General features: G+C 65.9%; 22 protein-coding genes. 14 read left to right on the top strand and 8 right to left on the bottom strand.

From position 1 onward, the window contains the following. Positions 1 to 193: 193 nt before the first annotated feature. Entirely contained in the window at positions 194 to 2,002 is a 1,809-nt protein-coding gene (locus ACLH0K_RS07345; RefSeq protein ID WP_411376135.1) for an AMP-dependent synthetase/ligase, read from the bottom strand. Between the two features lie 175 nt (positions 2,003 to 2,177). Here ACLH0K_RS07345 and ACLH0K_RS07350 point away from each other — a divergent pair, with 175 nt between their 5' ends. Continuing rightward, the gene (locus ACLH0K_RS07350) at positions 2,178 to 3,266 is read left to right on the top strand and encodes an ROK family glucokinase (RefSeq protein ID WP_411376136.1); all 1,089 of its coding nucleotides are present in this window, start codon (positions 2,178 to 2,180) and stop codon (positions 3,264 to 3,266) included. 4 nt (positions 3,267 to 3,270) lie between these two features. Here ACLH0K_RS07350 and ACLH0K_RS07355 read toward each other — a convergent pair whose 3' ends face one another. From ACLH0K_RS07355 to ACLH0K_RS07365, 3 genes are read right to left on the bottom strand one after another with little or no spacing between them, the layout of a single operon-like run. After that, positions 3,271 to 3,834, bottom strand: a complete 564-nt coding sequence (locus tag ACLH0K_RS07355) for a hypothetical protein (protein WP_411376137.1) — start codon at positions 3,832 to 3,834, stop codon at positions 3,271 to 3,273. Then, positions 3,831 to 4,637 carry an alpha/beta hydrolase gene (locus ACLH0K_RS07360; protein ID WP_411376138.1) on the bottom strand — a complete coding sequence of 269 codons (807 nt, stop codon included), beginning with the start codon at positions 4,635 to 4,637 and terminating at the stop codon, positions 3,831 to 3,833. The genes ACLH0K_RS07355 and ACLH0K_RS07360 overlap by 4 nt, the downstream gene beginning before the upstream one ends. Next, entirely contained in the window at positions 4,634 to 5,422 is a 789-nt protein-coding gene (locus tag ACLH0K_RS07365; RefSeq protein ID WP_411376139.1) for an alpha/beta hydrolase, read from the bottom strand. The genes ACLH0K_RS07360 and ACLH0K_RS07365 overlap by 4 nt, the downstream gene beginning before the upstream one ends. 110 nt (positions 5,423 to 5,532) lie before the next feature. Between ACLH0K_RS07365 and ACLH0K_RS07370 the strand changes: the two genes are divergently transcribed. Together ACLH0K_RS07370 and ACLH0K_RS07375 are read left to right on the top strand one after the other, a co-directional pair. After that, positions 5,533 to 6,348, top strand: a complete 816-nt coding sequence (locus tag ACLH0K_RS07370; RefSeq protein WP_411376140.1) for a lysophospholipid acyltransferase family protein — start codon at positions 5,533 to 5,535, stop codon at positions 6,346 to 6,348. A gap of 93 nt (positions 6,349 to 6,441) precedes the next feature. After that, positions 6,442 to 7,836, top strand: coding sequence for a class II 3-deoxy-7-phosphoheptulonate synthase (locus ACLH0K_RS07375; RefSeq protein ID WP_411376141.1), 1,395 nt, complete (start codon positions 6,442 to 6,444; stop codon positions 7,834 to 7,836). Between the two features lie 31 nt (positions 7,837 to 7,867). Here the strand turns inward: ACLH0K_RS07375 and ACLH0K_RS07380 are convergent, their stop codons facing one another. Both ACLH0K_RS07380 and ACLH0K_RS07385 read right to left on the bottom strand, forming a co-directional pair. Beyond that, entirely contained in the window at positions 7,868 to 9,991 is a 2,124-nt protein-coding gene (locus ACLH0K_RS07380; protein ID WP_411376142.1) for a protein kinase domain-containing protein, read from the bottom strand. 102 nt (positions 9,992 to 10,093) lie between these two features. Next, positions 10,094 to 11,470 (bottom strand): LysM peptidoglycan-binding domain-containing protein, encoded by a 1,377-nt coding sequence (locus tag ACLH0K_RS07385; protein ID WP_411376143.1) that lies wholly within the window; start codon positions 11,468 to 11,470, stop codon positions 10,094 to 10,096. Between the two features lie 242 nt (positions 11,471 to 11,712). Between ACLH0K_RS07385 and ACLH0K_RS07390 the strand changes: the two genes are divergently transcribed. Further along, positions 11,713 to 12,066, top strand: coding sequence for an Rv2175c family DNA-binding protein (locus ACLH0K_RS07390; RefSeq protein WP_411376144.1), 354 nt, complete (start codon positions 11,713 to 11,715; stop codon positions 12,064 to 12,066). A gap of 13 nt (positions 12,067 to 12,079) precedes the next feature. Here ACLH0K_RS07390 and ACLH0K_RS07395 read toward each other — a convergent pair whose 3' ends face one another. Together ACLH0K_RS07395 and ACLH0K_RS07400 are read right to left on the bottom strand one after the other, a co-directional pair. Next, a complete protein-coding gene (locus tag ACLH0K_RS07395) occupies positions 12,080 to 13,174 on the bottom strand; it encodes a polyprenyl synthetase family protein (protein ID WP_411376145.1) in 1,095 nt (364 codons plus the stop codon). Further along, the gene (locus ACLH0K_RS07400) at positions 13,171 to 13,695 is read right to left on the bottom strand and encodes a hypothetical protein (protein WP_411376146.1); all 525 of its coding nucleotides are present in this window, start codon (positions 13,693 to 13,695) and stop codon (positions 13,171 to 13,173) included. Before ACLH0K_RS07400 ends, ACLH0K_RS07395 begins: the two co-directional genes overlap by 4 nt. Positions 13,696 to 13,784: 89 nt before the next feature. Here ACLH0K_RS07400 and dinB point away from each other — a divergent pair, with 89 nt between their 5' ends. The 10 genes from dinB to murD all read left to right on the top strand — a co-directional run bounded on the left by dinB (position 13,785) and on the right by murD (position 26,014). Then, on the top strand, positions 13,785 to 15,005 hold the full coding sequence (gene dinB, locus ACLH0K_RS07405) for a DNA polymerase IV (protein WP_411376147.1): 1,221 nt from the start codon (positions 13,785 to 13,787) through the stop codon (positions 15,003 to 15,005). Positions 15,006 to 15,280: 275 nt separating this feature from the next. Continuing rightward, complete coding sequence (locus tag ACLH0K_RS07410; RefSeq protein ID WP_411376148.1) at positions 15,281 to 15,655, top strand: DUF3040 domain-containing protein; 375 nt, start codon at positions 15,281 to 15,283, stop codon at positions 15,653 to 15,655. 366 nt (positions 15,656 to 16,021) lie between these two features. Beyond that, a complete protein-coding gene (mraZ, locus tag ACLH0K_RS07415) occupies positions 16,022 to 16,450 on the top strand; it encodes a division/cell wall cluster transcriptional repressor MraZ (protein WP_411376149.1) in 429 nt (142 codons plus the stop codon). A 169-nt stretch (positions 16,451 to 16,619) separates the two neighbouring features. Then, entirely contained in the window at positions 16,620 to 17,612 is a 993-nt protein-coding gene (gene rsmH / locus ACLH0K_RS07420; RefSeq protein WP_411376150.1) for a 16S rRNA (cytosine(1402)-N(4))-methyltransferase RsmH, read from the top strand. Next, the gene (locus tag ACLH0K_RS07425; protein WP_411376151.1) at positions 17,609 to 18,328 is read left to right on the top strand and encodes a hypothetical protein; all 720 of its coding nucleotides are present in this window, start codon (positions 17,609 to 17,611) and stop codon (positions 18,326 to 18,328) included. Before rsmH ends, ACLH0K_RS07425 begins: the two co-directional genes overlap by 4 nt. Positions 18,329 to 18,375: 47 nt before the next feature. Then, positions 18,376 to 20,169 carry a peptidoglycan D,D-transpeptidase FtsI family protein gene (locus ACLH0K_RS07430; protein ID WP_411376152.1) on the top strand — a complete coding sequence of 598 codons (1,794 nt, stop codon included), beginning with the start codon at positions 18,376 to 18,378 and terminating at the stop codon, positions 20,167 to 20,169. A 75-nt stretch (positions 20,170 to 20,244) separates the two neighbouring features. After that, positions 20,245 to 21,882: a UDP-N-acetylmuramoyl-L-alanyl-D-glutamate--2,6-diaminopimelate ligase gene (locus tag ACLH0K_RS07435; protein ID WP_411376153.1), complete on the top strand. Its 1,638-nt coding sequence runs from the start codon at positions 20,245 to 20,247 to the stop codon at positions 21,880 to 21,882. 6 nt (positions 21,883 to 21,888) lie between these two features. Further along, a complete protein-coding gene (locus ACLH0K_RS07440; protein WP_411376154.1) occupies positions 21,889 to 23,352 on the top strand; it encodes a UDP-N-acetylmuramoyl-tripeptide--D-alanyl-D-alanine ligase in 1,464 nt (487 codons plus the stop codon). Next, positions 23,349 to 24,458, top strand: coding sequence for a phospho-N-acetylmuramoyl-pentapeptide-transferase (mraY, locus tag ACLH0K_RS07445; RefSeq protein ID WP_411376155.1), 1,110 nt, complete (start codon positions 23,349 to 23,351; stop codon positions 24,456 to 24,458). Before ACLH0K_RS07440 ends, mraY begins: the two co-directional genes overlap by 4 nt. Next, a complete protein-coding gene (gene murD / locus ACLH0K_RS07450; protein ID WP_411376156.1) occupies positions 24,440 to 26,014 on the top strand; it encodes a UDP-N-acetylmuramoyl-L-alanine--D-glutamate ligase in 1,575 nt (524 codons plus the stop codon). Before mraY ends, murD begins: the two co-directional genes overlap by 19 nt.

Below are 26,014 nucleotides of genomic sequence, written 5' to 3' on the forward strand. Positions count from 1 at the left end.
AGACAGCGAAAGGTCCTCCCGGTACCAGCCGGGAGGACCTTTCGCTTGCTTGCGGTGCCTTGGTTCGGGCGGGGCCCGATCCTCTGCGTGCTATTCCCCACGCCCCTCTTAGGCCGCTTCGCGGCGAGCGGGGGCGCGGGGCCCCTTTTACGCACGCTGCCGGACCGGGCCCCGCCCTCGGTTGTGCCTTCAGCTACGAGCGGGGGGCTGCGTACATCTCTTCGATGATCGACTCGAAATCCTTCATCACCTGGGCGCGCTTGACCTTCATGGACGGGGTGAGGTGGCCGGATGCCTCTGTGAAATCGGCAGGGACGATGCGGAACGACTTGATGGCCTCCGCCTGAGACACCGAGGCGTTGGCTGCCGTGATCAGGTCCTGCACCGCGGCCTTGACCACCGGGTTGTTGGCGGCTTGGTCAAGGGTGGTGTCGGCCGGGAGTCCGTGCCGCTGCAGCCAGCCCGGCAGCGCCTCCTGGTCCAGCGTCACCAAGGCGCCGATGAAGGGCCGGTTATCACCAACCACCAGCACCTGTGATACCAGCGCATCAGCCCGGATCTGGTCTTCGAGCAGGGCCGGGATGACGTTCTTGCCGCCGGCGGTGACAATGATTTCCTTCTTCCGGCCGGTGATCCACACGAAGCCATCCTCATCCAGCCGGCCGATGTCGCCTGTGCGGAACCAGCCGTCGGCGAAGGTCTCCGCCGACAGGTCCTCGCGCTTGTAGTAGCCGCGCATCACGCAGACGCCCTTGGCGAGGATCTCGCCGTCGTCCCCAATTTTTACCGCATTGCCCGGCAGGGGTTTGCCCACCGAACCGATCTTGATCAGGGACGGCGTGTTCACCGAGATGGGAGCAGTGGTTTCGGTCAGGCCGTAGCCCTCGAGGACCTGAAGCCCGATGCCCTGGAAGAAGTGGCCAAGGCGTTCACCGAGCGGGCCGCCGCCGGAGACTGCGTGTGCAACGCGGCCCCCCATGGCCGAACGGAGCTTGCTGTAAACCAGCTTGTCGAAGAGGGCATGGCGCAGTTTCAGGCCCAGGCCAACGCGTCCGGCCTGCCGGGCCTTGGAAAAGGCGATGGCGGTGTCGGCGGCCTTGTGGAAGATGGCACCTTTGCCGCCGTCCTCCGCCTTGGTCAGAGCGGAGTTGTAGACCTTCTCGAAAACCCGCGGGACCGCGAGGATGAAGGTGGGCTCGTAGCTCTGCAGGTCCGAGAGCAGGTTCTTGATGTCCGGGGTATGCGCAACTGTGGTTCCGGCGGCCATGGCCAGCACCGAAATGAAGCGGGCGAAGACGTGCGCCAGGGGCAGGAACATGATGGTCTTGGCGTTCTCGTTGACGATTTCGCCAATGATGGCAAGCGCGTTGTCGGAGAGCTCGACGAAATTTCCGTGCGTCAGTTCACAGCCCTTGGGCCGGCCTGTGGTTCCTGATGTGTAGATGATGGTGGCGACGTCGCCCAGTTTCGCTGCCGTCCGGCGCGACTCCAGCTCATCATCGCCGACGCCGGCGCCGGCTTCCCGGAGGGCGTCCAGGCCCGCTCCTTCGAGCTGCCAGACGTGCTGCAAAGCGGTGAGGCCCTCCGCGGTCACGGCCTGCCGGATGACGTTCTCGTGGTGGGCAGCTTCACCGAAGGCGGCTACGGCACCGGAGTCGCCCAGGTTCCAGGCCACCTGCGAAGGGGAGGAGGTCTCGTAGATCGGCACGGAAACAGCACCCGCGAACCAGATGGCGAAGTCCACCAGGGCCCATTCGTAGCGGGTACGGGACATGATGCCCACCCGGTCTCCGGCCCCGACGCCGCTGGCAATCAGGCCCTTCGCCAGGGCCCTGACGTCCGTGAGGAATTCAGTGGCGGTGATGTCCTGCCAGGCGCCGGCCGGATCCCGGCGCGAGAACAGTGCCGGATTGCTGGCCTTGTTGGCCTGCCGCAGCACCAGGTCGGTGATATTGGTTTCCGGTGGGACAACAACAAGAGGCGGAACACTGAATTCGCGCACTATAGCTCCTTTGATATCCGGACTCCCGCTTCAGGGGTATGCCTACAGAGTAGTACGCCGCTGCGGGAGCCGTGCAGCACCAAAAACTACTAGCGGGTAACTTCTTCGTCAATGGTGTCCGGTGCCCGGCGCGGGTCCCGGCGGGGCTGCCGCGGAAACCTAGAATGGGGGCACTATGTACGCACAATCCTCCGGCGAACCTGCAGGCCCCTCCAGAAAGCCTGCGCCGTGGCGCCGGTCCGCGTCGCTCCGGGCCGGAAGCAGGCAGCGCGACAGCTTCCGGACGCAGCTGCGCCTGGGCCGGAGGGGCCTTGCAATCGGGATCGACATCGGCGGGACCAAGGTGGCAGCGGGTGTGGTGGATTCCGAAGGCAGGATCCTTAGCGAAGCACGCCGCTCCACGCCGGGCACAGACCCGCGCGCCGTGGAACGCGTCATCGTGGAGCTGGTGGAGGAGCTGGGGCGCGCGCACCGGATCCGCTCGGTGGGCATCGGCGCGGCCGGCTGGATGGACCTCGACGGCGGGACCGTCCTGTTCAGCCCGCATTTGGCATGGCGGAACGAGCCGCTGCGGGCAAACCTGCAGCAGCTGCTGCGGCGGCCGGTGCTGCTGGCCAACGACGCCGACGCCGCGGCATGGGCGGAGTGGCGTTTCGGCGCAGGCCAGGGCGAGGACCGGCTGGTCTGCATCACCCTCGGTACCGGCATCGGCGGTGCCATGGTCATGGACGGCAGGGTGGAGCGTGGCCGGTTCGGTGTGGCCGGCGAGTTCGGGCACCAGGTCATTATGCCCGGCGGCCACCGGTGTGAGTGCGGAAACCGCGGGTGCTGGGAACAGTACGCATCAGGGAACGCTCTGGGGCGTGAGGCGAGGATCCTCGCGCGCAGCAATTCGCCCATGGCCCAGGACCTGCTGGCTGCCGTGGACGGCCGCGCCGAAACCATCACCGGTGCCGTCGTCACCGAACTTGCGCTGGCAGGCGACACCGCCTCCCGGGAACTGATCGAGGAGGTTGGCGAATGGCTGGGCCTGGGCCTGGCAAACCTCGCCGCTGCGCTCGACCCCGGACTGTTCGTGATCGGCGGGGGACTATGCTCGGCCGGCGACCTGCTGGTGGAACCCGCCCGGAAGGCTTTCGCCCGCAACCTGACCGGCCGCGGTTTCCGGCCCGCCGCAGAAATCGAGCTTGCCGCCCTGGGACCACACGCCGGATTGATCGGCGCGGCGGACCTGTCCAGGGTGGCCGGCCGGTCCCGCTCCTGACCGGCTACACCCGGGCGCCGTCGTCGTCCTCGTCCTTGTCCTGGGGCAGCTTCATGATGAGGTATACCGTCCCCAGCACGAACGCGGCCACGATGCCCAGGACAGCCAGCAGCGGCGCCGAGCGCCAGAACATCGCAGAAAGCAGCAGGGCAACCGGTCCACCCACGGCGGCCAGCCATGCCAGCATGGTCAGGGGATCCGTTCCCGCCAGGCTGGGTGGTTCTTCCGGGACGAAGTCGTCCCCGTCGTCGTGCACGTCATAGTCACGCGGACCTGTGCCGGTTCTGTCCGGGCCGTCCTGCGGGCCCTCCGGCGCCTGCCGCCCGGCAGCCGACGGTGCCCGGGACCCCGCCAAGCCCAGGGGGTCGAAGTCGCGGAACGAGGCCCCAGGACCTGACCGGGCTGCCGGATCTCCGGGTTTGGCAGCCGAACTCCCCTCACCAGGATCCTGGCCGGCCGCGGGGGAGTCCTCCTGCAGGCGCGCCACCAGGTCCAGCCAGACGGCGTCGTCGTCTTGGTTGGCGCCCTGGTCCGGGGAGTCCGGGGAACCGGAACCGGGCCTGTTCACGCCGCCCCCTCCCTGCCTGCCGCTGCGGGCGCTGCGCCATGATCGGCGGTGCCGGCAAGCGTGGAGCGGATGAAGTCCACAGAGCCGCGGAAGATCCGGTCGGCGTCGTTGTCCATGGTGGCCACGTGGTAGCTGTTCTCGAGCCGCAGCAGTTCCAGCGGCGCATGCACCAGGCCGCGCCGCAGCGCGGCAATGCTGGAATCGGACACCACATGGTCCACCGTGGACCGGTACACCTGGACAGGTGCTGTAATCCGGGGCAGGAGCCGGAGGGTGTCCCTGAACATCTTGTTCATCTCGTGTGCTGCCGCCACGGGCGTGCGCGGGTAGGCACCCTCATCCACGCCTTCCTTGAGGATGTCGTTGGCGATGGCCGGTGTGCTTTTCATGACCAGCTTGAGGATGCCTGCAAGCGGGGCCCGGGGATCGTCGATGACCAATGCCGGATTGACCAGCACCACCCCTGCCACGGGGCGGGTGGCGGCAATCCGCAAGGCCAAGGCACCGCCCATACTGATTCCGGCGGCGAACACATGGTCGCACTCAGCCTCAAGCTCCAGGTAGGCATTGTCCAGCGCACCGTGCCACTGTTGCCACCGGGTCCGGGCGAGGTCCTGCCAGCTGGTGCCGTGACCGGGAAGGAGGGGCATCCGTACGGCGAATCCTGCCGCGGCAAAGGCGTGCGCCCAGGAGCGGAGCCCATGGGGGCTTCCGGTAAAGCCGTGCGAGAGGACCACCCCGGTCCGTGGGCCGTCGCCGCTGGATACGCTGCTGAAGGGGCTGTGGTCCGGGCTGGACGTCATGGGGTCTCCGAAGTGCTGGTCAAACGGGCGCGGGCGCGGATGAACGCGCTGGACCTGGCGAAGATCTCCGGCGCATCAACGTCCAGCGTAGCCACATGGCCACTGCTGGCAAGGCTTACCACTTCGGCCAGGCGCGGCCCGAGCCCTCTCCGTAGGAGGTCCAGGGACGTTGGCGGAACCACGGCGTCCGCCCGCGACTTGAAAACCTGGACCGGTGCCGTGATGTCCGGCAGGCCGCGGTTGGCCGCCGCGAACAGTTTCTTGAGCTCATGCACCGCGGACAACGGTGTGCGGGAGTAGTCCCCGTCCTCCGTGACGGCCGCCGTGGATCCTTCCTCCTGGATGGGTATGGTGGTCCGCTGGAAGTACTTCAAGAGCCCGATGATGCGGACCCGGCGGTCGTAGAAGCTGAGGCCCGGGTTCACCACGGACACGCCTGCCACCGGGTGCCGGGACGCCGTCAGCAGCGCCACCGCCCCGCCCATGGAGAGTCCGGCGGCAAAGCATGTGTCCGTCCGCGCCCGGAGGTCGAGGAAAGCCGCCTCATAGCTGCGGTACCAGTCATTCCAGCCGGTCCGGGACAGCTGGCGCCAGTCCGTTCCGTGTCCTGGCAGCAGCGGCACTGTCACGGCGTAACCCTGTTCGGCCAGGTGCTCCGCCCACGGCAGCACGCTGAGTGGGCTTCCCGTGAAGCCATGGCATATGGCCACGCCGGTCCGCGCGTTCACGCCATGGCCGGGATAGCTGAAAGCGGCAGGGCGGGGCGGCATGCTGCTCTCAGTCATGACTCCATCGTGTCACTGTTCCGGACAATTCTCACTAGAGTAGGGTTGCATTGAACTGCTGGCCAGGCACGCTGCGGAGCCTGGGAGCCGCCTTCCGGAGAGGTTCACACGTGTTCTATTGGGTCATGAAGAGGATCTTCCTTGGTCCGGTGATTAAGCTGCTCTTCCGACCCTGGGTCAAGGGCCTGGACAATATCCCGGATCACGGCGCGGCGATTATCGCCTCCAACCACCTGTCCTTTTCCGATTCGATCTTCATGCCGCTCATGGTCAGGCGGCCCGTCGTCTTCCTGGCCAAGTCCGAATACTTCACCGGCACGGGCATCAAAGGGCGGCTGACGGCGCTGTTCTTCCGCCTGACCAACCAGCTGCCCATGGACCGCTCCGGCGGTGCTGCTTCGGCAGCCTCCCTCAATTCCGGCATGGAAGTCCTCAACCATGGCGGCCTGCTCGGAATCTATCCGGAGGGGACGCGAAGCCCCGATTCCAGGCTGTACCGGGGCAAGGTTGGCGTGGCGCGGCTGGCCCTCCGCGCCGGGGTCCCGGTGGTTCCGGTGGCGATGATCGGCACGGACAAGGTCCAGCCGATCGGCAAGCGGCTGCCGAACATCCGCAGGATCGGCATGATCTTTGGCGAGCCGCTGGACTTCAACGCCTACCGGGACCAGGCCGAGGACCGGGACGTCCAGCGGAAAGTCACCGACCAGATCATGTTCGAACTCCAGCGGCTCTCCGGCCAGGAGTACGTGGATGAGTATGCCGCCGTCGTCAAGCTGCGGCTGGCTGGCAAGCCTGAAGAAGCCGCGGCCAGCGCCGAGCCACTCGCCTCTCCGGCACCGGGGGAGGACGCTTCGGATTTGCAGGCGGGCGATGTAGCCTTGAAGCCGGGCCGGGAGGACGACGGCGGGGCTGCCGCCGCCGGCTAGGCGGCACTTGCGGCGGCGCTCTCGGTTGTGACGCCCTTGCCTGCAAGCGTGACGGTGCGGTGTCCACCAATCCCGCGCTGCCGTTAGGCTTAGATGGTGACTGAGCTATCTGCAAAACCCGTCTTTTCGCTGTCCGGCACCGCCCAGAGCGGGGCCGCCAACTATCCAGGACTGGATGACTGGCGGGACCTTCCCATTTCCCAGCAGCCCACCTGGCAGGACAGGGAAGTTTTTGACGCCTCGGTAAAGGAACTGTCCATTCTGCCTCCGCTGGTGTTTGCGGGCGAGGTGGACGTCCTGAGGGAGCGGCTCGCGGCAGCGGCCCAGGGAAAGGCGTTCCTCCTGCAGGGCGGTGACTGCGCCGAAACCTTCGAGGCGGCAACGGCGGACAAGATCAGCGCCCGGGTCAAGACCATCCTCCAGATGGCTGTGGTGCTGACGTACGGCGCCGCCATGCCGGTAATCAAGATGGGCCGCATGGCCGGGCAATTCGCCAAGCCCCGTTCCTCCAACGACGAGACCCGTAACGGCGTGACCCTTCCCGCCTACCGCGGCGACATTGTCAACGGCTACGAGTTCACCCCGGAGTCCCGCGGGCACGACGCCGCACGGATGCTCCGTGCCTACCACACCTCCGCATCCACGCTAAACCTCATCCGGGCCTTCACCCAGGGCGGGTTCGCCGATCTCCGGTCCGTGCACCAGTGGAACAAGGGTTTTACCGAAAATCCTGCCCACGCACGCTATGAGTCGCTGGCACGGGATATCGACCGCGCCATCAAGTTCATGGACTCCTGCGGCGCAGACTTCGAGGCCCTCAAACGCGTCGAGTTCTTCGCCAGCCACGAGGCCCTGCTGCTGGACTACGAGCGGGCCTTGACCAGGATTGACTCCCGCACCGGGCTGCCCTACGACACCTCCGCCCACTTCCTGTGGATCGGGGAGCGGACCCGCGAACTCGAGCACGCCCACGTTGACTTCCTTTCGCGCGTCCGGAACCCCATTGGCGTCAAGCTGGGCCCCTCCACGACGGGCGATGACGCGCTGCGGCTGATCGACAAGCTGGACCCGGAGCGCGAACCGGGACGCCTGACCTTCATCACCCGCATGGGTGCCGGCAACATCCGCGAAAAGCTGCCCGCCGTCGTCGAAAAGGTCACCGCGTCCGGGGCCCAGGTCCTGTGGGTCACCGATCCCATGCACGGCAACACTGTCACGTCCCCCAACGGGTACAAGACCCGCAATTTCGACGACGTCATCGACGAGGTGCGCGGGTTCTTCGAGGTGCACCATGCGCTGGGTACCGTCCCTGGCGGCCTGCATGTCGAGATGACCGGTGACGACGTGGCCGAGTGCCTGGGCGGCGCCGACCCCATCGACCAGGATGCCTTCCTTGACCGCTACGAGTCAGTCTGCGACCCCCGCCTGAACCACATGCAGTCCCTGGAAATGGCGTTCCTGGTGGCTGGCGCCCTCGCCCGCCACTGATTCTTCCACCGTGGTGCAGGCGGTCCGCCGCCTACACCACGGTCAGGGTGATGACCGAGCCCTCGGGCACCTCGGTGTCCACCGGTTCCTGGTCACGGACCGTTCCGAAGAAGCCGCCCAGGATGTTGTTGACCCGCACCTCGAACCCCAGGGCCTCCAGCGCACGCCGCGCTTCTCCGGCCTGCCGGCCAATGTAGCTGGGCACCTCCACCATCCGCGGGCCCTTCGAGATGGTCAACGTTACGGTCTGGCCGCGGGTCAGGGTGCCGCCTGCCGGTGCCTGGCTGACTACTGCGCCTTCCGGGATGTTCCGGTCGAACACTTCCTCCCGCGCCACCTCGGCGTTAAGGCCTGCTGCCTCGATCGCATCGACTGCGTCGTCCTCGTCCTGGCCCACCACGAAGGGCACGGGGATGGGTTCCGGGCCTTTCGAAACGATCATGCCCACCGGAGTTCCACGCCGGGCCGGAGTGCCGGGCGCGGGATCCTGGGCCAGGACAATGCCTGCCGGCGTCTCCTCGTTGAATTCCTCTGTAACGGTTCCCAGAGCCATTTCTGCAGTGTTCAGGACGTTCTTGGCTTCGTTCAGAGTTGCGCCTTCCAGTTGCGGCAGGGGGAAAAGCTGTGGTCCCTTGGACACGATCAGCGAGACTGGCTGGAACTTCCGGATCTCCGTTCCGGCTTCGGGCTCGGAACCAACCACCACCCCCGAAGGGACGTCGTCATCGAAAACGTCCTGGGTGGTGGACCTGAAGCCGGCGGTGCTTAGGAGCTGCTGCGCCTCCGCCAGCGTCTTATTGGCCACGGAAGGGATTGTGGCTGCGGCGCCGGGACCCATGCCAAAGAACCAGCCGGCACCGGTGGCCAGCAGGGCGGCAAGGACCAGGACCACAATCCACAGGACACCGCGCCGCCGCGGACTGCCCTCGCGCAGCGCCCGCACCGGCGTGGCCGCGGCGCGGGCCCGGGCCTTCTCCTCCTCTTTGTCCGCCTTGCGCAGGGCGCGCTTGCTCAAGGCGGGTGCGGCAGGCCAGGCCTCCTCGCTATCTTCGCCGGGCGGGGTAAGGACGTGGCTTCCGTGGGTGGCCGGCGGGCCGGAACCTGGCCCGCCGGGCTCCTGCCCTTGCACGGGGCGGTACGGCGGCGGGGCCGGCCGGCCTGGCGGCATTACCGTTGTGGGATTGCTGACCTGGCCAATGAATTCGGTGCGGTTGCGGGAGTCTTCGTCCGGCGCCGGGGCCGGCTCCCGGGCTATTCCCGGCAACCGGGGGCCAGCAGCGATGGCGGCCGGCGGCTGCAGGTCCAGTTCCCGGTCCGACAGATTGGTGCGGATATGCCGGAGTTCCTGAAGGAGTGCGTTGGCGTCCACAGGCCGGTTTTCGGGGTCGTTGGCGGTGCACCACTGCACCAGCTCATCCACTTCCGTGGCAAGTCCCGGAACCAGGTCCGACGGCGGCCGTACGGTCCCGTTGACGTGCTGGTAGGCAACCTGGATGGGAACCTCGCCGTCGAACGGCTGCTGCCCCGTGAGCATCTCAAACAGCATGATTCCGACGGAATAGACATCGCTGCGGGTGTCGGCCGACCTGCCCAGGACAAGCTCGGGCGGCATGTAGGCGACAGTTCCCATCAGGGTTCCGGAGTTCGTGGACGTAGTGACCGCCCGGGCCAGGCCGAAGTCACCGATCTTGATCCTGCCGTCGTCGGCAATGAGGACGTTTTCGGGCTTCACATCGCGATGGATGAAGCCGGCTGCATGCGCCGCTGCCAGCCCCTCCACCACCGGATCGATCAGTGCCAGGGCAAGCCGCGGAGGCAAGGCTCCCTTCGTGGTGATGACGTCCCGGAGGGTGTGGCCCTTGATGTACTCCATGACCAGGTATGCCGTATGGCCGTCCGTTCCCTGGTCAAGGACGCCCACCACGTGCGGGTGCGACAGGCGGGCGGCCGCCTTCGCCTCACGCCCCAGCCGGCCGAGGAAGTTCTCGTCGGCGGCCAGGTGGGGATGCAGGACCTTCAGTGCCACGTCACGTTCGAGCCGCTGGTCCACCGCAAGATAGACGGTGGACATGCCTCCCCGCGCCAGCCGTGACCTGACGGCATAGCGGTTGTCCACCAGCGTTCCTACAAAAGGGTCAGACACCTGTTCCTGCACCCTTCGATCCTAGTCCCCGGAGCAAAACGGGTCCGAACCCTTCCCCGGTCCGGACCCGTTCCACAACACTTGCCGCTTGTGCGGCCGGTGATGAAGCTTCGGCTAGCCGAAGTTCTTCCGGTGTGCCTTGATGGCGGCAACGTAGGCCTTGGTGTCTTCGTACATGCCGTACTTGCTGACTGAATACTGGCCCTGGTAGTAGCCGGCGATGGCGTTGTCCTCGTTCTTGCTGGTGGCAAGGAGCTGGCGGATGATAGCAACACCGGCGGTGGCGTTGTCGTACGGATCCAGCAGGTTCAACTTCCGCCCCACCAGGTCCGACGCCCACTGGCCGGAGCTGGGGATGACCTGCATGGTGCCAATGGCGTTCGCGGGGGACACGGCACGCTGGTCGAATCCGGACTCCTGGTGCGCGAAAGCCAGCGCCAGGGCGGGATCCACACCCATCCGCCGTGCAGCGTCCGCGACGATGTTGCGCATCTCGGCGCGGGACGGGACCGGCGAAGCATTCAGGAGCGCCTTGTTCTCGTTGGCCGAGCTGACCACGGCTGCAGGATAGCTGAATCCCAGGAAGGAACTCGGCACAAGCGGGGTGACCGAAGCTGCAGGCTGCGGGGCAGCACCTGACCCGCCCGGGATGGCCAGCTTGTTGCCCGGGTAGATCACGGTGGTCATGCTCATGCGGTTCGCGGAGAGAAGCTCCGAGAGCTTGACCCCGTGCCGGGATGCGATGCCGGAAAGCGTGTCTCCAGCCTTGACGGTGTAGGAACCGCCGGAGGGGGCGGGGGTTGCGGAGGTGGTGGCCAGCGCCGCCGGAGCAGGTGCCGGTGCGGCGGGCGCCGGAGCGGAGCCGGCTCCGCCCACTTTGATTTTCTGGCCCGGGTAGATGATGGAACGCATGTTGAGGTTGTTCCAGCTGAAGACATCGGCCAGGCTCACGTTGTGCCGGGCGGCGATGGCTCCCAGGGTGTCCCCGGACTTCACGGTGTAGGTTGCGCCGCCGCCGGCAGGAGCAGCAGCGGGGGCAGGTGCCGGGGCGGCGTGTGACGGGCTGGCGGGTGCCGCACCATCACCGGACAGCTTAATCTTCTGGCCCGGGTAAATGATGGTGTTCGCCTGCAGGTTGTTCAGCTTGAGCACGTCGGCGGTCTTCAGGCCGAACCGCCCGGCAATGGCGCTAATCGTGTCACCGCGGACAATCGTGTACTCGGCCGGCGCCGTCGGCTGGGCCGGACGGAACGCCACGGGGATAGCCGTAGATACGGAAGACGCAGGAATAACGGCTCCCTTGGCCATGGCTGCCTGCGCTTCCATCGCGGCGGCAAGCGTTGCGGGGATGGCACGGGCCGGCTTTTCCGCGGCAGCGGGCTCCGCAACGGCCAGGGAGGACAATACGACCGCAGGCAGTGCCGCCGTAGTGGCGGCAAGCATCGGCAGGCTCGGCCTTGGGGGCCGCTGGGGCGAGCGGGACATCGTCATGTAAAGAATCCTCTTCTCAACTGCGGGCGCGGGCGGAGATGCCGCTGATATTTCTGATACTACTGTTACTCGAGTTATTAGTGTTACGAGCGTGAACAATGTGAATCTCTCATGAACTTGGCAATAGCACAAGAAATCCGGGGATAGCAGCAAGGACTGTTTTTCGGAGTGTCTGCACGTCAGCGGCGGGAAGGGCGCAGCCCGACTAGGCGGTGGGATGTCCACCGTGGCAACCTTGATTCGTGAGTAATGTAGAAAGCCTTGTGGGCGAGTGGTTGCCCCTGCCCGACGTAGCCGGCATTTTGAATATCCCCATCACCAGGGTTCACAGCCTCATTGATGAAAGGGCGCTTGCGGCAGTACGTATAGGGGAGCGGAATATCAGGTCCGTGCCCGCAGCCTTCATCCAGGATGGACATATCGTGGACAGCCTCAAAGGCACAATCGTGGTGCTGGCTGATGCCGGATACTCCGATGAGGACCTGATTGTTTGGCTGTTCACCGAAGACGAATCCCTGCGCGGACGTCCCATCGATGCACTGCGCGAAGGCCGTAAGACCGAGATTCGGCGCCGGGCCCAGACCCTGGCCTGGTGAGGCCAACTCTGTCCTAGGACGCCCGGCTTACTGCTGCCTCAGCCAGCCTCCGGAGCGCGGTCTTGGGCAACTCGTCGAGCGGAAGTGCCTCAAGGGCGTCGTAGGCGGCTGAACCGAAGCCGTCGATGAGGACCTCGGTAGCCTGGAGCGCTCCTGATTCCTCGATGATCCGCCGGATCTCGTCAATGTCGTCGTCGGACAGCTCCGGACTGCCGAGGCGGGCATCGAGGAAAGCGGACTCCGAGGGAGCGGCCTGGTCCAAAGCCAGCGCTACGAGGACAGTCCTCTTGCCCTCGCGCAAATCGTCCCCGGCAGGCTTTCCGGTGGCCAGAGGGTCGCCAAAGACACCCAGGACGTCATCGCGGAGCTGGAACGCTTCGCCCAAGGGAAGCGCAAATGCCGAGTAGCCCCTGAGCAGGTCATCGGAAGCGCCGGCCAGGGCACCGCCAAGGGCGAGCGGATGCTCAGTTGAGTATTTTGCGCTCTTGAAACGGATGATTGACTGGGCGCGGCTGACGGCGCCGGCACGGTCACGCACCGGGCCCGCAACTTCTTCGAGGATGTCCAGGTACTGCCCGGCCATGACTTCCGCCCGCATGAGATTGAAGATCAACCGTGCCCGGCTCCCTGACGCCGCACGTTCGCCGATGTCCGTGAACGCCTCCTCGCTGAAGGAGAGGCACAGGTCGCCCGCCAGGATGGCTGCCGCCTGGCCGAACCGTTCACTGTCCAGCGCCCAGCCCTGCTCGCCGTGCAGCTGGCTGAACCGCCGGTGGACGCTTGGTCCACCCCGCCGCGTATCCGAGCGGTCAATGATGTCGTCATGAATCAGGGCGGCCGCCTGGAACAGCTCCAGCGCTGCACCCGCGGCAACCACCTCGCCGGCATCGGCATGGCCGCCGGCGCCCCGCCAGCCCCAGTAGCACATCAGGGCGCGAAGGCGTTTGCCACCGGTCACCAGGTTGGAGATGGACCCCATGATGGGATCGATGTCAGGAGAGATTGCAGACATCACCGACTGGCGCGTCGTGAGGAATCCGGTCAGTTCACCGGCCACTGCGGCTACAAAATCCGCCTGTTCGTGCCGCAGTTGTTCCGCGGCCGTCACTTGGCTGTCTCTGCTGCCACGTTGGCCCCAATGGTGTAGGTGGCTGTTCCCGAGGCTTCGACCACCGACAGGTTCACAGTCTCGTTGTCGCCACGGACGAAGTCTTTGGAGGCGACAGAACCAACCGCTTCACCGGGCACCGCCTTGAAGCCCTGTGCCTCAAGCGCCTTGCTGTAGAAATCGATAACGGCAGCCGGGGGAGCCCCCACCGTAGCTACCAGGGCAGCCGTTGCAGGCACCGAAGCCTTGTCGAAGCTGCTGGACACGACGCTGGCTCCGGGCATCAGGGGGAGCAGCTGCTGGGGAAAGCCCTCAACAACTGCGCCCACCGTGGCTGAGGTATTGGGCGAGGCAGATGGACTGGCGGAAGCCGTCACGGTGGGCTGGGTTGTGGCAGGCATGGCGGAGGAGGCAGCGGGGGCCGGTGCGCTCTGGCTAGGGCTGCACGCCGCGAGCGCCAGGACTGCACCGGCAGCGAGAGCGGCCAGGCGAGCTGGCTTGGAGTTTCCAAAGAACGTCACAGGGACTTTCCTCCTGGTGTTGATGCCGGATGCCAGCCACCAGTTTAGTCAGTACCTGCCGATAGGATTGCAGCTGTGGGGCCAGACGGATGAATCAGCAAGCCGCAGAGCGCCTTCCCCGCCGCCGGCGTACATGCATCATGCATGTGGACATGGACGCATTCTTCGTCTCCGTTGAGCTCCGGACGCGGCCTGACCTTCGGGGAAAGCCGGTCATCGTCGGTTTTCCCGCCGAGCGGTCCGTGGTGCTGTCCGCCTCCTACGAAGCGCGGGCGTTCGGCGTGAAGTCGGCGATGCCAATGGCCGTAGCAACCCGGATGTGCCCGCAGGCGGTCATCATCGAACCCCGGCACAAGCTGTACTACGAGGTGTCCCGTCAGCTGATGGCCATCTTCGAGTCGGTCACGGATCTCGTCGAACCGCTCAGCGTTGATGAGGCGTTCCTCGATGTCACCGGCGCCATCCGCAGGCTCGGTCCGCCGAGGGAGATAGCGGAACACATCCGGCAGCGGGTCGCCTCAGAGCTCGGCATCACTGCATCCGTTGGTGTCGCCGAAACCAAGTTCGTGGCCAAGATCGCCTCAACCCGGTGCAAGCCTGACGGGTTGCTTCTCATCGGGCCGGACGAGACAGTCCCTTATCTCCACAGCCTGCCCGTTTCTGCCCTCTGGGGCGTGGGTGCGAGGACGGCTGAAGTCCTGGCCAAAATGGGAATCCGCACTGTGGCGGATGTCGCGGCAACGCCGGTATCGGCGCTCCGGAAGACCCTCGGCGCCACAGGGGAACACGTTCACCAGCTGTCCTGGGGCATCGATCCGCGGCGGGTCACTCCGGTACGCGTGGAGAAGAGCATCGGGGCCGAGGAGACCTTCGCGGTGGATACAACGGACGACGCCCTCCTCCACCGGGAGCTGCTCCGCCTGTCCCATCGTACTGCCGCCCGGTTGCGCAGTTCCGGGATGGTGGCGCGCACCGTCGCGCTGAAGCTGCGTTTTGCGGACTTTTCGACCATCAGCCGCAGCCGCACGCTCCAGGCGCCAGTGGACAGCGCGCAGCTCATCTACGGCGTGGCACTCCAGTTGCTCAATTCAGTAGGCAGCCGCACCATGTCCGTGCGCCTCGTGGGCGTCAGGGCGGAACAGCTGGAGGATGCCTCCCGGACATCCCGTCAGTTGAGCATCGACCGGCGGGACGACAACTGGCGGGCGGCCGAGCAGGCCCTGGACGAAGTGACCCGGAAATTCGGCAGCAGATCGGTCCTGCCGGCCCGGCTGATGGAGCCCGGCAACGGTGCCGGCGAAGGAGCATGAAGCCGCGCGGGGACGCGGGTGTGGCGGCTCTCCGGAGCGTCATTGCCGTCTTTCAGAAAGGCCCTGAACAAACTATCCTTAGATGTACATAGTTTTTGAGTGACTGGACATACTGCCGGACCCTCTTGGACATGCTCCCGCTCCCGCGGCCGGGTGCCTGGTTCCAGCTTTCGCCGAAGCCGGCGTAGCGGGAACCGCACAGGCACAACAGTCGTTAAGGTGCTGTAGTAGTGGCTGGGAACCAGCCCGGACGTTGGCCTACAAAGGAGGTCGTGATGCCGCTGTCGGAGCACGAACAGAAGCTGCTTGAGCAACTGGAGAAGCAGCTTCACGAGGACGACCCGAAGTTCGCGAATTCCATGGGGTCCGATCCCGGACGTTCGTGGTCCACGCGGCACGTGGTGATCGGCGTCCTCTGCGCCCTTGCGGGCGTCTTCCTGTTATTGGTCGGTGTCACACTGCAGAACATCTTCGTTGGCGTCCTCGGTTTCATCGTCATGGGCGGCGGTGTCTACTTCGCCACGATGCGCAGTACTTCAGCGGCCAAGCCCGGCACGAAGGCCGGACGGGGGAAACCCGGCAAGCAACGGAGTTCGTTCATGAGCAACCTTGAGGAGCGTTGGGACGAACGGCGCCAAGGCGAGCCCTAGCCCCACCGGTACCCCACCCTTCCACTTTCCTCCCCCTGGCTGGGGAGTGCGCGCGAAAAGACCCCCGCGGGGGTCTTTTCGCATTTAAGCGGGTCTTTCCGCCCGGGCAGGCGACCCCACAGCCGCCGGCAGGTTTCCTGCCGGCGCCCTAGGCCGTCCGGTGCCGCTCCGGACGCCAAAGTCCCTCCACTTCCCACCACCCGCCCCAAAATCCCGTACTTTCGCGGCCTGTTGCCCATAAAAATGCACGTCAGCGGCCCGTTCTGCGTTGACTGTGGTGGAAAGTGGAGTAATGTGGAGGGCATAAGAGGGTGGTTGCAACATTAGGGGATGTGCAGTTCCTGACAGCGGACAGGCGGTGGGCCAGTGTTTCTGGGCACTCACTCGCCGCGTCTGGATGAAAAGGGGCGGATCATTCTCCCCGCCAAGTTCCGCGAGGAGCTTGCCGCCGGGCTGGTGCTCACAAGGGGCCAGGAGCGTTGCATCTACGTCTTCAGTGAGGCGGAATTTGCGCGGGTCCACGAACAGATGCGGGAGGCACCAATCTCCTCCAAGCAGGCGCGTGACTACATCCGTGTCTTCCTCTCTGGAGCCTCTGACGAGGTACCTGACAAGCAGGGGCGCGTGACAATTCCTCCCGCGCTCCGGGAATACGCAGGACTCGGCCGGGAACTTGCCGTCATCGGCGCAGGCTCCCGTGCGGAGATTTGGGACGCCCAGGCCTGGAATGAATACCTCGCCGAGAAGGAGACGGCTTTCTCGGAAACCGATGACCCCATCCCGGGCATTCTCTGAATACCGGAACGGGCAAGGACCGGAGTTTCTTGGACGAGATCTCCAGCCGCCCATCGGCCGGCCAACCTGACTCACTTCCCCGGAGCCAGGCGGGCGGGACGATAGGCGCGGATGGGGATCTGGCCCAAGAAGCAGGCATGGTGACGACGACGGCGGGAAAGGACGAGGCGTGAACGAACAACCCAGACCCGCGTCCGAACGCCATGTACCGGTCCTGCGGGACCGGTGCATCAATTTGTTGGCGCCAGGCTTCGAAGCCGCGAGGCTCCGTGGTGAGACTCCCGTTGCCATCGATGCGACGCTCGGTATGGGCGGGCACTCCGAGGCCATGCTCCAGCGTTTCCCCGACCTCCACCTCATCGGCATCGACCGGGATGAAGAGGCTCTTGCGCTGGCCGGAGAGAGGCTGGAACCTTTCGCGTCGCGGACCGATCTCGTGCATGCCGTATACGACGAGATTGCGGATGTCCTTGCAGACCTCGGTGTTCAGGAAGCTCACGGGATCCTCATGGACCTCGGTGTTTCGTCGCTTCAGCTGGACGAACGGGAACGTGGCTTCGCGTACTCCTTTGACGCGCCGCTGGACATGCGCATGGACACCAGCCGGGGCCAGACGGCCGCCGACGTCGTGAACACCTACAGCGAGGACGAGCTGGTCCGGATCATCCGCAAATGGGGCGAGGAAAAATTCGCCGGCCGCATTGCGAACAGGATCGTGACCGCACGCGCCGCCAAGCCCTTTACTACCACCGGGGAGCTGGTGGAACAGATCCGTTCCGTGGTGCCTGCCTCGGCAGCCAAGTCCGGCGGACATCCTGCCAAGAGGACGTTCCAGGCATTGCGCATCGAGGTCAATGAGGAACTGGACGTCCTGGAACGCGCCGTTCCTGCCGCGGTCGAAGCAACGGCGCTGGGCGGACGCATCGTGGTCATGTCCTACCACTCCCTTGAGGACAAGATCGTCAAGAGCGTTTTCCAGTCCCGGTCCAAATCCTCCGCTCCGCTGGGCTTCCCGGTTGAACTGGAGGAGCACAAGCCCGAACTGAAGACCCTGACCAAAGGCACAGAGGTGCCAACCGCCGTCGAAATTGCGGAAAACCCGCGCGCAGCATCAGCCAGGCTGCGGGCGGCAGAACGAATCAGAGCCAGGAGAGCTGCATGAGCACCGCTGCCGTCAAGAACTTTCCCGTCGTCTCCGGCAATTTGGCAGCCAGCGCAAGCTCGCCGGCAGGATCACCGGGGGAGGGCCGCAAAAGCCGCACGCCCCTCTCCGTGGTGCGCACCGCACCCAGGAAGCGGCGGCTGCCCTTCGTGGTGCTCTGCTTCGCCATGCTTGCGGTTGCCCTGGTCGCGGTGCTGGTCCTGAACATCTCCGTTTCCACCGCGCAGTACCAGCTTGTGGAACTTCGGGCCCGGCAAAGCACCCTCACCAAGCAGAACCAGGACCTCACCCAGCAGGTGCAGAACTTCGAGGCTCCGCAGAACCTGGCGGCGAAGGCGAAGGACCTTGGTATGGTCGCCTCCACGGTCAAGGGGCAGATCGACCTGTCAACGCTCTCCGTCACCGGCAAGGCGACGCCGGCAGTTAAGGGAGCATCCGAGGGGGCCGTGATTCCTGCTCCGGCTGTGGCCGGGCAGCTTCTGGTGGTCCCGCCGGCCACCAAGGGCGAACCGCTCGAAAGCCGAAAGCCGGTTGATGATCCGGCACCCGCCAACACCCCGGCTGCTGCGGCTCCCGCCGCCGGAGCTCCTGCCGCGGACGCAGCGGCCGCAGACGCGTCTGCCCGAACTCCGGCGGCACCTGCCGCGGAGGTGCCGCCGGCCGAACTGCACGGCGGAACCGTTCCGGTGCCCCAGCAGAAAGTTCCAGGGCAGTAACAGGCAGGCAGGACAGGCAACAGGGTCGAGCAGCAAGGACATCCACGGTGGCGCAAAGGACCGGCAAAGCAGTTAACAGCAAGGTGCCCAATGCCACCAAGCGGCTGCGGCTGGGGCTGGGCATCATGCTCACGCTCCTGTTGGTGGTGGGCGGCAAACTGTTCCTTGTCCAGGGCCTGGACGTCGGCGGTATGGCTGCGGCGGCGCTCAACAAGCGGATGACGGAAACCGTCCTGCCGGCGGAACGGGGCAGCATCCTGGACGCGAACGGCACCGTCTTGGCCAACAGCGTCATCCGCTACAACGTTGTGGTGGACCAGCGCGTCAATACGAAGACCGAAAGCTTCAAGCGCCTGGATGAGGCCAAGGAAAAGCTGGTGGACGTGTCCCGGGACCAGGGGCTCGACGAACTGGCCGCTGCGCTGGGAATGGACAAAGGCGCGATCCGTGAAGCGACCACCGGCGACCGTCCGTACTACATCGTGGCCAAGGACGTGAAGCCCGACGTTGAGGACCGCATCTCGAAACTCCAGATTCCCGGCATCGTCACGGAAGGCGTCAGCAAGCGGGTCTATCCCAACGGGTCGGTGGCAGGCGGCATTATCGGTTTCCTCAAGGATGGCAGCACCGGCCAGGCAGGCATCGAACAGACCCAGGACGGGCTGCTGCGTGGCGAGGACGGCAAGCGTTTGTTCGAGATTGGCGCGGACGGCCTGCGGATCCCGGTGGGCATGGACGAGCTGACGCCGCCCGAGGACGGCAAGGACGTCAAGCTCACCATCAACTCAGACCTCCAATACTTCGCGCAACAGGCCATCCAGAGCCAGACGGACAAACTCGGCGCCGAATGGGGCGTCATCATCGTGATGGACGCCAAGACCGGCGACCTGGTGGCCATGGCTGACACCAACGCCCCCGATCCCAACGATCCCGGCCGGGTGGCAGCCAAGGACCGTGGCGTCCGCGCCGTCACAGCTGCCTACGAACCCGGTTCGGTGACGAAGATGATGACGGTGGCAGCCCTGATCGAAGAAGGCAAGGCCAGTCCACTGGATACCTTCACCCTCGGACCTTCCTACACGGTCGACGGCCAGACGTTCAGTGACTCCTTCGCGCACGGAACCGAGGAACGTACGCTCGCCGGCATCCTGGGCTATTCGATGAACACCGGCACGGTGATGGCCGGCCAGCGGCTGAGCAAACAGCAGCGGTACGAATGGTTGCAGAAGTTTGGAATTGGAGAGGCTCCGGACATCGGGCTTCCGGCCACCGCCTCCGGCATCCTGACCCCCTGGGAGCAATGGGACGGCCGGCAGGAATACACCGTGCTGTTCGGCCAGGGTGTTTCCCAGTCCACCCTGCAGACCGTCCGGGCCTTCCAGTCGATCGCCAACAACGGCGTCATGCTCCAGCCCCGCCTCATCGACTCCTACATCGCGCCTGACGGCACCGAGGAGAAGGTACCGGCCGCTGAGCCGAGGCGCGTGGTCTCGGACAGCACCGCGCAGCAGGTCCAGGACATCCTGGAGAGCGCCGTCACCGAAGGCCAGATCAAGGATGCCGGCATTGACGGCTACCGCGTTGGGGCAAAGACGGGCACGTCGGAATCACCGTGCGACGACGGCGCAGGCTACTGCGGCTACACCGCCTCCCTCGTAGGGATGGCACCCATGGATGATCCGCGGTTTATTGTTGAGGTGGTACTCCAGCGGCCGAAGGGCAGCATCTACGGGATTACCAACGGGCCGGTCTTCCGGTCGGTCATGAGCCAGGCACTGCGGATGTACAACGTCCAGCCGTCCACGGGGGAGCCGGCCAGGCTGCCGCAGTTCGCCAAGTAGCACCCGGTTTCCGGCCGTACCAGCACGCGGCCGGATACTTGCCGGGCACGTTCCACTAGCACCATCGGAGATTCCTTGTCTGAGTTCAACCCGTCCCAGGGCAGCGCCCTCCCCGAGGCTTCGGCAGCAAAGGCCAGGTTCCGGCCGTCAGTGGTACCGGCAGTCCCGCTGGGCAGCATCGGGAAGGCTGTCGGTGTCGCCGTTCCTGCGCCCGCCGCCGACATGCCCGTCACCGGGATTTCCCTGGATTCGCGCGCCGTGGAACGGGGGGACCTGTATGTTGCACTGCCGGGTGCGGTGCGGCACGGTGCCGATTTCACAGCCCAGGCGATCGAAGCCGGTGCCGCCGCCGTCCTGACGGACGACGCCGGTGCCCGCCTCCAGGCCCTGTCAACGGACACGCCGGTGCCGGTGCTGGTGGTGGACGCGCCGCGCAACGTCGTGGGGCCGCTCTCGGCCATGATTTACGGCAGCAGGAACGCTGCCGACGGCGCCTTCCAGCTGTTCGGCGTGACGGGCACTAACGGCAAGACCACCACAACGTACTTCATCAACTCCCTGCTCAGGGCCCTCGGCCACCGCGCGGGGCTCATCGGCACCATTGAGATACTGGCCGGCAGCGAACCAATTCCCAGCCTGCTCACCACCCCGGAATCAACCGATGTGCACGGACTTCTTGCGCTCATGCGGGAGAGGGGGCTCTCGGCTGCGTCCATGGAGGTGTCCTCCCACGCCATCTCGTACCAGCGCGTGGACGGGGTGGTGTTCGACGTCGCCGGGTTTACCAACCTGACCCAGGACCACCTGGACCTGCACGGCACCATGGACGATTACTTCGCCACGAAAGCTGAGCTTTTCACGCCCCGGCGTGCGCGCCGGGCAGTGGTAACGGTCGACGACGAGTGGGGCCGGCGGCTGGCCGGAAGCGCCGGGGTGCCGGTCACCACCCTCGCTGCCGGGCAGGGCATGGACGCCGACTGGAAAGTCACCGCCACGGCCCCGCGCGGGCTCGGGACCGAGTTCACGCTGCGCGGGCCCGGTGGAGCCGAATTACGTGTCCATACGGGCCTCCCCGGGGCATTTAACGTCGCGAACGCGGCCCTGGCGGCACTCATGGTGCTCGAATCAGGCGTGGACCCCGCGGACCTGCAGGCCGCCCTCGACACTGCCGACCCCTTCACCGTGGCCGTGCCCGGCCGCATGCAGCTGGTCTGTGAGCGGCCGGCCGCCGTCGTCGACTTTGCCCACAACACCGACGCGCTGGCACGCGCCCTGGAAGCGGTCCGGGCGCCGGAACCGGGATCACGCACCGTCGTCGTTTTCGGCGCCACCGGGCAGCGCGACCAGGGCAAGCGGCCGGCCATGGGTGCGATCGCGGCACGCCTCGCCGACATCGTCATCATCACCGACGACGACCCGCATGACGAGGACGAGGCCGCCATCCGCAGCGACGTCCTCGCCGGGGCGATGGAGGCCCGGGACAGCGAAGGACTGCCCTGTGAGGTGCTGGAGGTGTTTCCGCGGGCCGAGGCCATCCGCCGGGCCGTGGAGCTGGCGCGGCCGGAGGACACCATCCTCGTGGCCGGACGCGGACACGAGGTCTGGCAGGAAGTGAAAGGCGTCAACCTGGCGCTGGACGACCGCGTGGAACTGCGCACTGCCTTGACAGCAAGGGGATTCAACGTTCTCCAAGACGACCGGATAGAGTCCTAGACCGAGATGATTGCATTTACTGCGGCGGAGATCGCCGAAATCACCAGCGGGCGCCTGGACGCCGATCCCGGAATCACGCCCCTGACGGTGGTTACGGATTCACGCGAAGCCACACCGGGTTCGCTCTACGTCGCCAAACCGGGCGAGCACGCGGACGGGCACGATTTCGCCGCCGCCGCCTTCGAGGCCGGAGCGGTACTGGCGCTGGCTGAACGGCCCGTCGCAGCAGCGGACGGAACGCCGCTCCCTTCGGTACTGGTGCCGGACGCTGTCCTGGCCATGGGTGCGCTGGCAGCGGAGGCCGTCCGCCGCATCCGCGCCGCGCGCGCTGAAGCCGGCGAAGAACTGACAGTGGTGGGCATCACCGGTTCCGCCGGCAAGACCACCACCAAAGACCTGCTGGCCGGGATCTTCGCCACAAGGGGCAACACCGTGGCCCCGAAAGGTTCCTACAACGGTGAAGTCGGAGTGCCGCTGACAATCTTCCAGGCGGACACTGGCACCCGTTACCTCGTAATCGAGATGGGCGCCACCGGCGTTGGCCACATCAGATACCTCATGGACATGGTCAAACCGGATATCGGCGTCGTGCTGGTAGTAGGCACAGCCCATGCAGGTGAATTCGGGGGAGTGGACAACATCGCCCGCGCCAAAGGCGAACTGGTTGAAGGTTTGGCCGGCGACGGGACGGCCATCATCAACCTCGACGACGACCGGGTAGCCGCCATGCGGAGCCGCACCAAGGCAACCGTGCTCGGCTTTTCCAGGGAAGGCCATGCTGACGCCGCTGTGCAGGCGCTCAATGCCGACACCAACGCCGCCGGCAACCCCGAGTTCGACCTCCTGTTGCCTGGCGGTGACGGTCCCCACCATGTGTCCAGCCGGCTCATCGGCGCCCACCACACGGGTAACCTCCTCGCAGCGGCAGCTGCCGCCTACGCCGCAGGGGTGCCGGGTGCCGACATCGCCTCGGGCCTTAGCAACCAGGCCGCAGCCAGCCGCTGGCGCATGGAACGGACCGAGCGGGCCGACGGCGTCACCATCATCAACGATGCCTACAACGCCAACCCCGAATCCATGCGGGCGGCGCTGCGGACGCTGGCCGACCTGGGCCGTGGACGCCGCACCTGGGCGGTCCTGGGCGCCATGCTGGAACTCGGCGACGACTCTATCCGGGAACACACCGCGGTGGGCACCCAGGTGGTCCGCCTTAACATCTCCCGGCTGGTGGTGGTGGGCCGCGAAGCCCGCCCGCTCTACGTCTCGGCCGTCCAGGAAGGATCGTGGGGAGACGAATGCGTCTTCGCCGAGACTGCGGAGGAAGCCTACGAAATACTCAACGCCGAACTCGAGCCCGGCGACCTGGTGCTCTTCAAGTCCTCCAACAGCGTCGGACTGCGCCATTTGGGCGATCGGATAGCATTACCCCCAACCCCCCAACCCGCCGATGAAAGGAGCACTCTGCTGTGATTGCACTTTTGATCGGCGCCGGACTGGCCCTGTTGTGTGCACTGGTGGGAACCCCCCTCTTCATCCGGCTCCTGGTCCGCCGCGGCTACGGCCAATTCATCCGGGACGACGGGCCCACCTCGCACCACACAAAGCGGGGAACGCCCACCATGGGCGGCACGGTTGTGGTGGCCGCGGTGCTGCTCAGCTACGGCTTCACCCACCTCATTATGTTCATGATGAACCCCGATGCGCCCGGGCCCTCAGCCTCGGCCCTGATCCTGCTGTTCCTGATGGTGGGAATGGGCCTGGTGGGGTTCCTGGACGACTTCATCAAGATTTCGCGGCAGCGGAGCCTTGGCCTGAACGCCAAGGCAAAACTCATCCTGCAGGCCGCCGTAGGCATCATCTTCGCGGTGCTGGCCCTGAACTTTCCCAATGAGGACGGAATCACTCCGGCCTCCACAAAGATCTCGCTGGTCCGGGACCTTCCATGGCTGGACCTGGCTTTCGGCGGAACCGTCCTGGGCGCCATCCTCTTTGTGATCTGGTCCAACCTGATCGTCACTGCCGCGACCAACGGGGTGAACCTGACCGACGGCCTCGACGGGCTGGCGGCCGGCGCCTCCGTGATGGTGTTCGGGGCGTACACGCTGATGGGCATCTGGCAAAGCAACCAGGCCTGCGGCTCGCCAAGGGAAACCGGCGGCGGCTGCTACCTGGTCCGGGATCCGTTGGACCTTGCCCTGCTCGCGGCGATCATGAGTGCCGCGCTGGTTGGATTCCTTTGGTGGAACACTTCGCCGGCCAAGATCTTCATGGGGGACACCGGTTCCCTCGCCATCGGCGGCGCCATCGCCGGTTTCGCCATCCTCTCCAGGACCGAACTGCTGCTGGGTATCATCGGCGGCCTGTTCGTCCTGATCACCCTGTCCGTCATCATCCAGGTGGGCTACTTCAAGGCAACCGGCGGCAAGCGCATCTTCAAGATGGCCCCGCTGCAGCACCACTTCGAGCTGAAGGGCTGGGCCGAAGTGACGGTGGTGGTCCGGTTCTGGATCCTGGGCGGCCTCTTTGTCGCCGTCGGCCTTGGCATCTTCTACGCTGAATGGGTTGTGCTGCTGTGACCGTTTCTTCCCGCCTCCAAAACCTCGTCTCCTGGGACTCCGACTGGGCCGGGCTGCGGGTGGTTGTCACCGGCATAGGCGTCTCCGGGTTCGCCGCGGCAGACACGCTGATCGAGCTCGGCGCCCGCGTCGTGGTGGTTGATGGGGCCACCAGCGACAAGGCCAGGGCGCACGCCGAAACACTGAGGATCGTGGGTGCAGCCGACGTGCTGCTGGGCGAGGATGCAGTCAGCAGGATTCCGCGCATCGACGGCGAGTTGCCGGAACTGATCGTCACTTCGCCTGGCTGGCGTCCCGACCAGGCCCTCCTTGCCGCCGCCGCACGGGCCCACATACCGGTCTGGGGAGACGTTGAACTCGCCTGGCGGGTGCGCGTCCGGGAAGGGCGGAAGACGGCGGACTGGCTCGCCATCACGGGCACGAACGGGAAGACCACCACTGTTGGGCTCACCGAATCCATGCTCCGCGCCGCCGGCCTCAAGGCCGTTGCCGTCGGCAACGTGGGCACGCCCATCCTCGATGCCATCCGGGACCCCATCGAGTACGACGTCTTCGCCGTGGAACTCTCCAGCTTCCAGCTGCACTGGGCCGAGTCGCTGTCGCCGGTGGCGAGCGTATGCCTCAATGTCGCCGAGGACCATGTTGACTGGCACGGCTCCTACGACTCCTACCTGGCGGACAAAGCCAAGGTCTACGAACAGACCCAGAAGGCCTGCATCTACAACGCCGAGCAGTTCGAAACCGAGCGCATGGTGGAAAACGCCGACGTCGTTGAAGGCTGCCGCGCCGTCGGCTTCACTACCGTCACGCCGGCCATCAGCATGCTCGGCGTGGTGGAAGGGCTCCTGGTGGACCGGGCGTTCATCGAGGAGCGCAAGGACAGCGCGGCGGAGCTCGCCTCGATGGCCGATCTTGGCGCCTTCGCTCCCCGCCACATGGTGGCCAACGCCCTCGCGGCCGCCGGCCTGGTCCGTGCCTATGGCGTGGACGCCGCCGCCGTGCGCCAGGGCATCCGCGACTACATTCCCGGTGACCACCGGATCCAGCCCGTCGCACGCCACAACGGCGTGCTCTGGATCAATGACTCCAAGGCGACCAATCCGCACGCAGCCGCGGCCTCGCTGGCAGCCTTCAGCAATGTGGTGTGGATTGCCGGCGGTCTCTCCAAGGGCGTGTCCTATGACGACCTCGTGCGTGAGCATGCCCACCGGCTCAAGGCCGTGGTACTGATCGGCGCCGATACTTCGGTGCTTAGCGGCGCCCTCCAGCGACACGCACCGGATGTCCCGGTGATTATGGCCGCAGCGGGTGACACTGAAGAGGTGCAGACTGCTGCAGCGTCTGGTGCCCTGGACGCCGGAACCCTTTCCGGGGAACAGGTGATGTCCCTGGCCGTTGCGTCAGCAGCCTCGGTTGCCGTATCCGGCGATACCGTGCTGATGGCTCCGGCAGCTGCGTCCATGGATCAGTTCTCTTCCTATGCTCACCGTGGTGATACTTTCATCGAAGCTGTCCGCGAGCTGGTGGAAGGGCAGGCCCAGACCGGCGAGGAGTAA

The sequence above is a fragment of the Arthrobacter sp. MPF02 genome, assembly GCF_046605375.1.
In the GTDB taxonomy this organism is placed as follows: Bacteria; Actinomycetota; Actinomycetes; order Actinomycetales; family Micrococcaceae; genus Arthrobacter.

Bases quoted from the DNA above. Each gene is read 5' to 3' on its own strand.
- ACLH0K_RS07350 (WP_411376136.1), top strand. From the start codon at position 2,178: ATGTACGCACAATCCTCCGGCGAACCTGCAGGCCCCTCCAGAAAGCCT.
- ACLH0K_RS07360 (WP_411376138.1), bottom strand. From the start codon at position 4,637: ATGACGTCCAGCCCGGACCACAGCCCCTTCAGCAGCGTATCCAGCGGC.
- ACLH0K_RS07365 (WP_411376139.1), bottom strand. From the start codon at position 5,422: ATGACTGAGAGCAGCATGCCGCCCCGCCCTGCCGCTTTCAGCTATCCC.
- ACLH0K_RS07375 (WP_411376141.1), top strand. From the start codon at position 6,442: ATGGTGACTGAGCTATCTGCAAAACCCGTCTTTTCGCTGTCCGGCACC.
- ACLH0K_RS07385 (WP_411376143.1), bottom strand. From the start codon at position 11,470: ATGACGATGTCCCGCTCGCCCCAGCGGCCCCCAAGGCCGAGCCTGCCG.
- dinB (WP_411376147.1), top strand. From the start codon at position 13,785: ATGAATCAGCAAGCCGCAGAGCGCCTTCCCCGCCGCCGGCGTACATGC.
- ACLH0K_RS07410 (WP_411376148.1), top strand. From the start codon at position 15,281: ATGCCGCTGTCGGAGCACGAACAGAAGCTGCTTGAGCAACTGGAGAAG.
- ACLH0K_RS07425 (WP_411376151.1), top strand. From the start codon at position 17,609: ATGAGCACCGCTGCCGTCAAGAACTTTCCCGTCGTCTCCGGCAATTTG.
- ACLH0K_RS07440 (WP_411376154.1), top strand. From the start codon at position 21,889: ATGATTGCATTTACTGCGGCGGAGATCGCCGAAATCACCAGCGGGCGC.
- murD (WP_411376156.1), top strand. From the start codon at position 24,440: ATGGGTTGTGCTGCTGTGACCGTTTCTTCCCGCCTCCAAAACCTCGTC.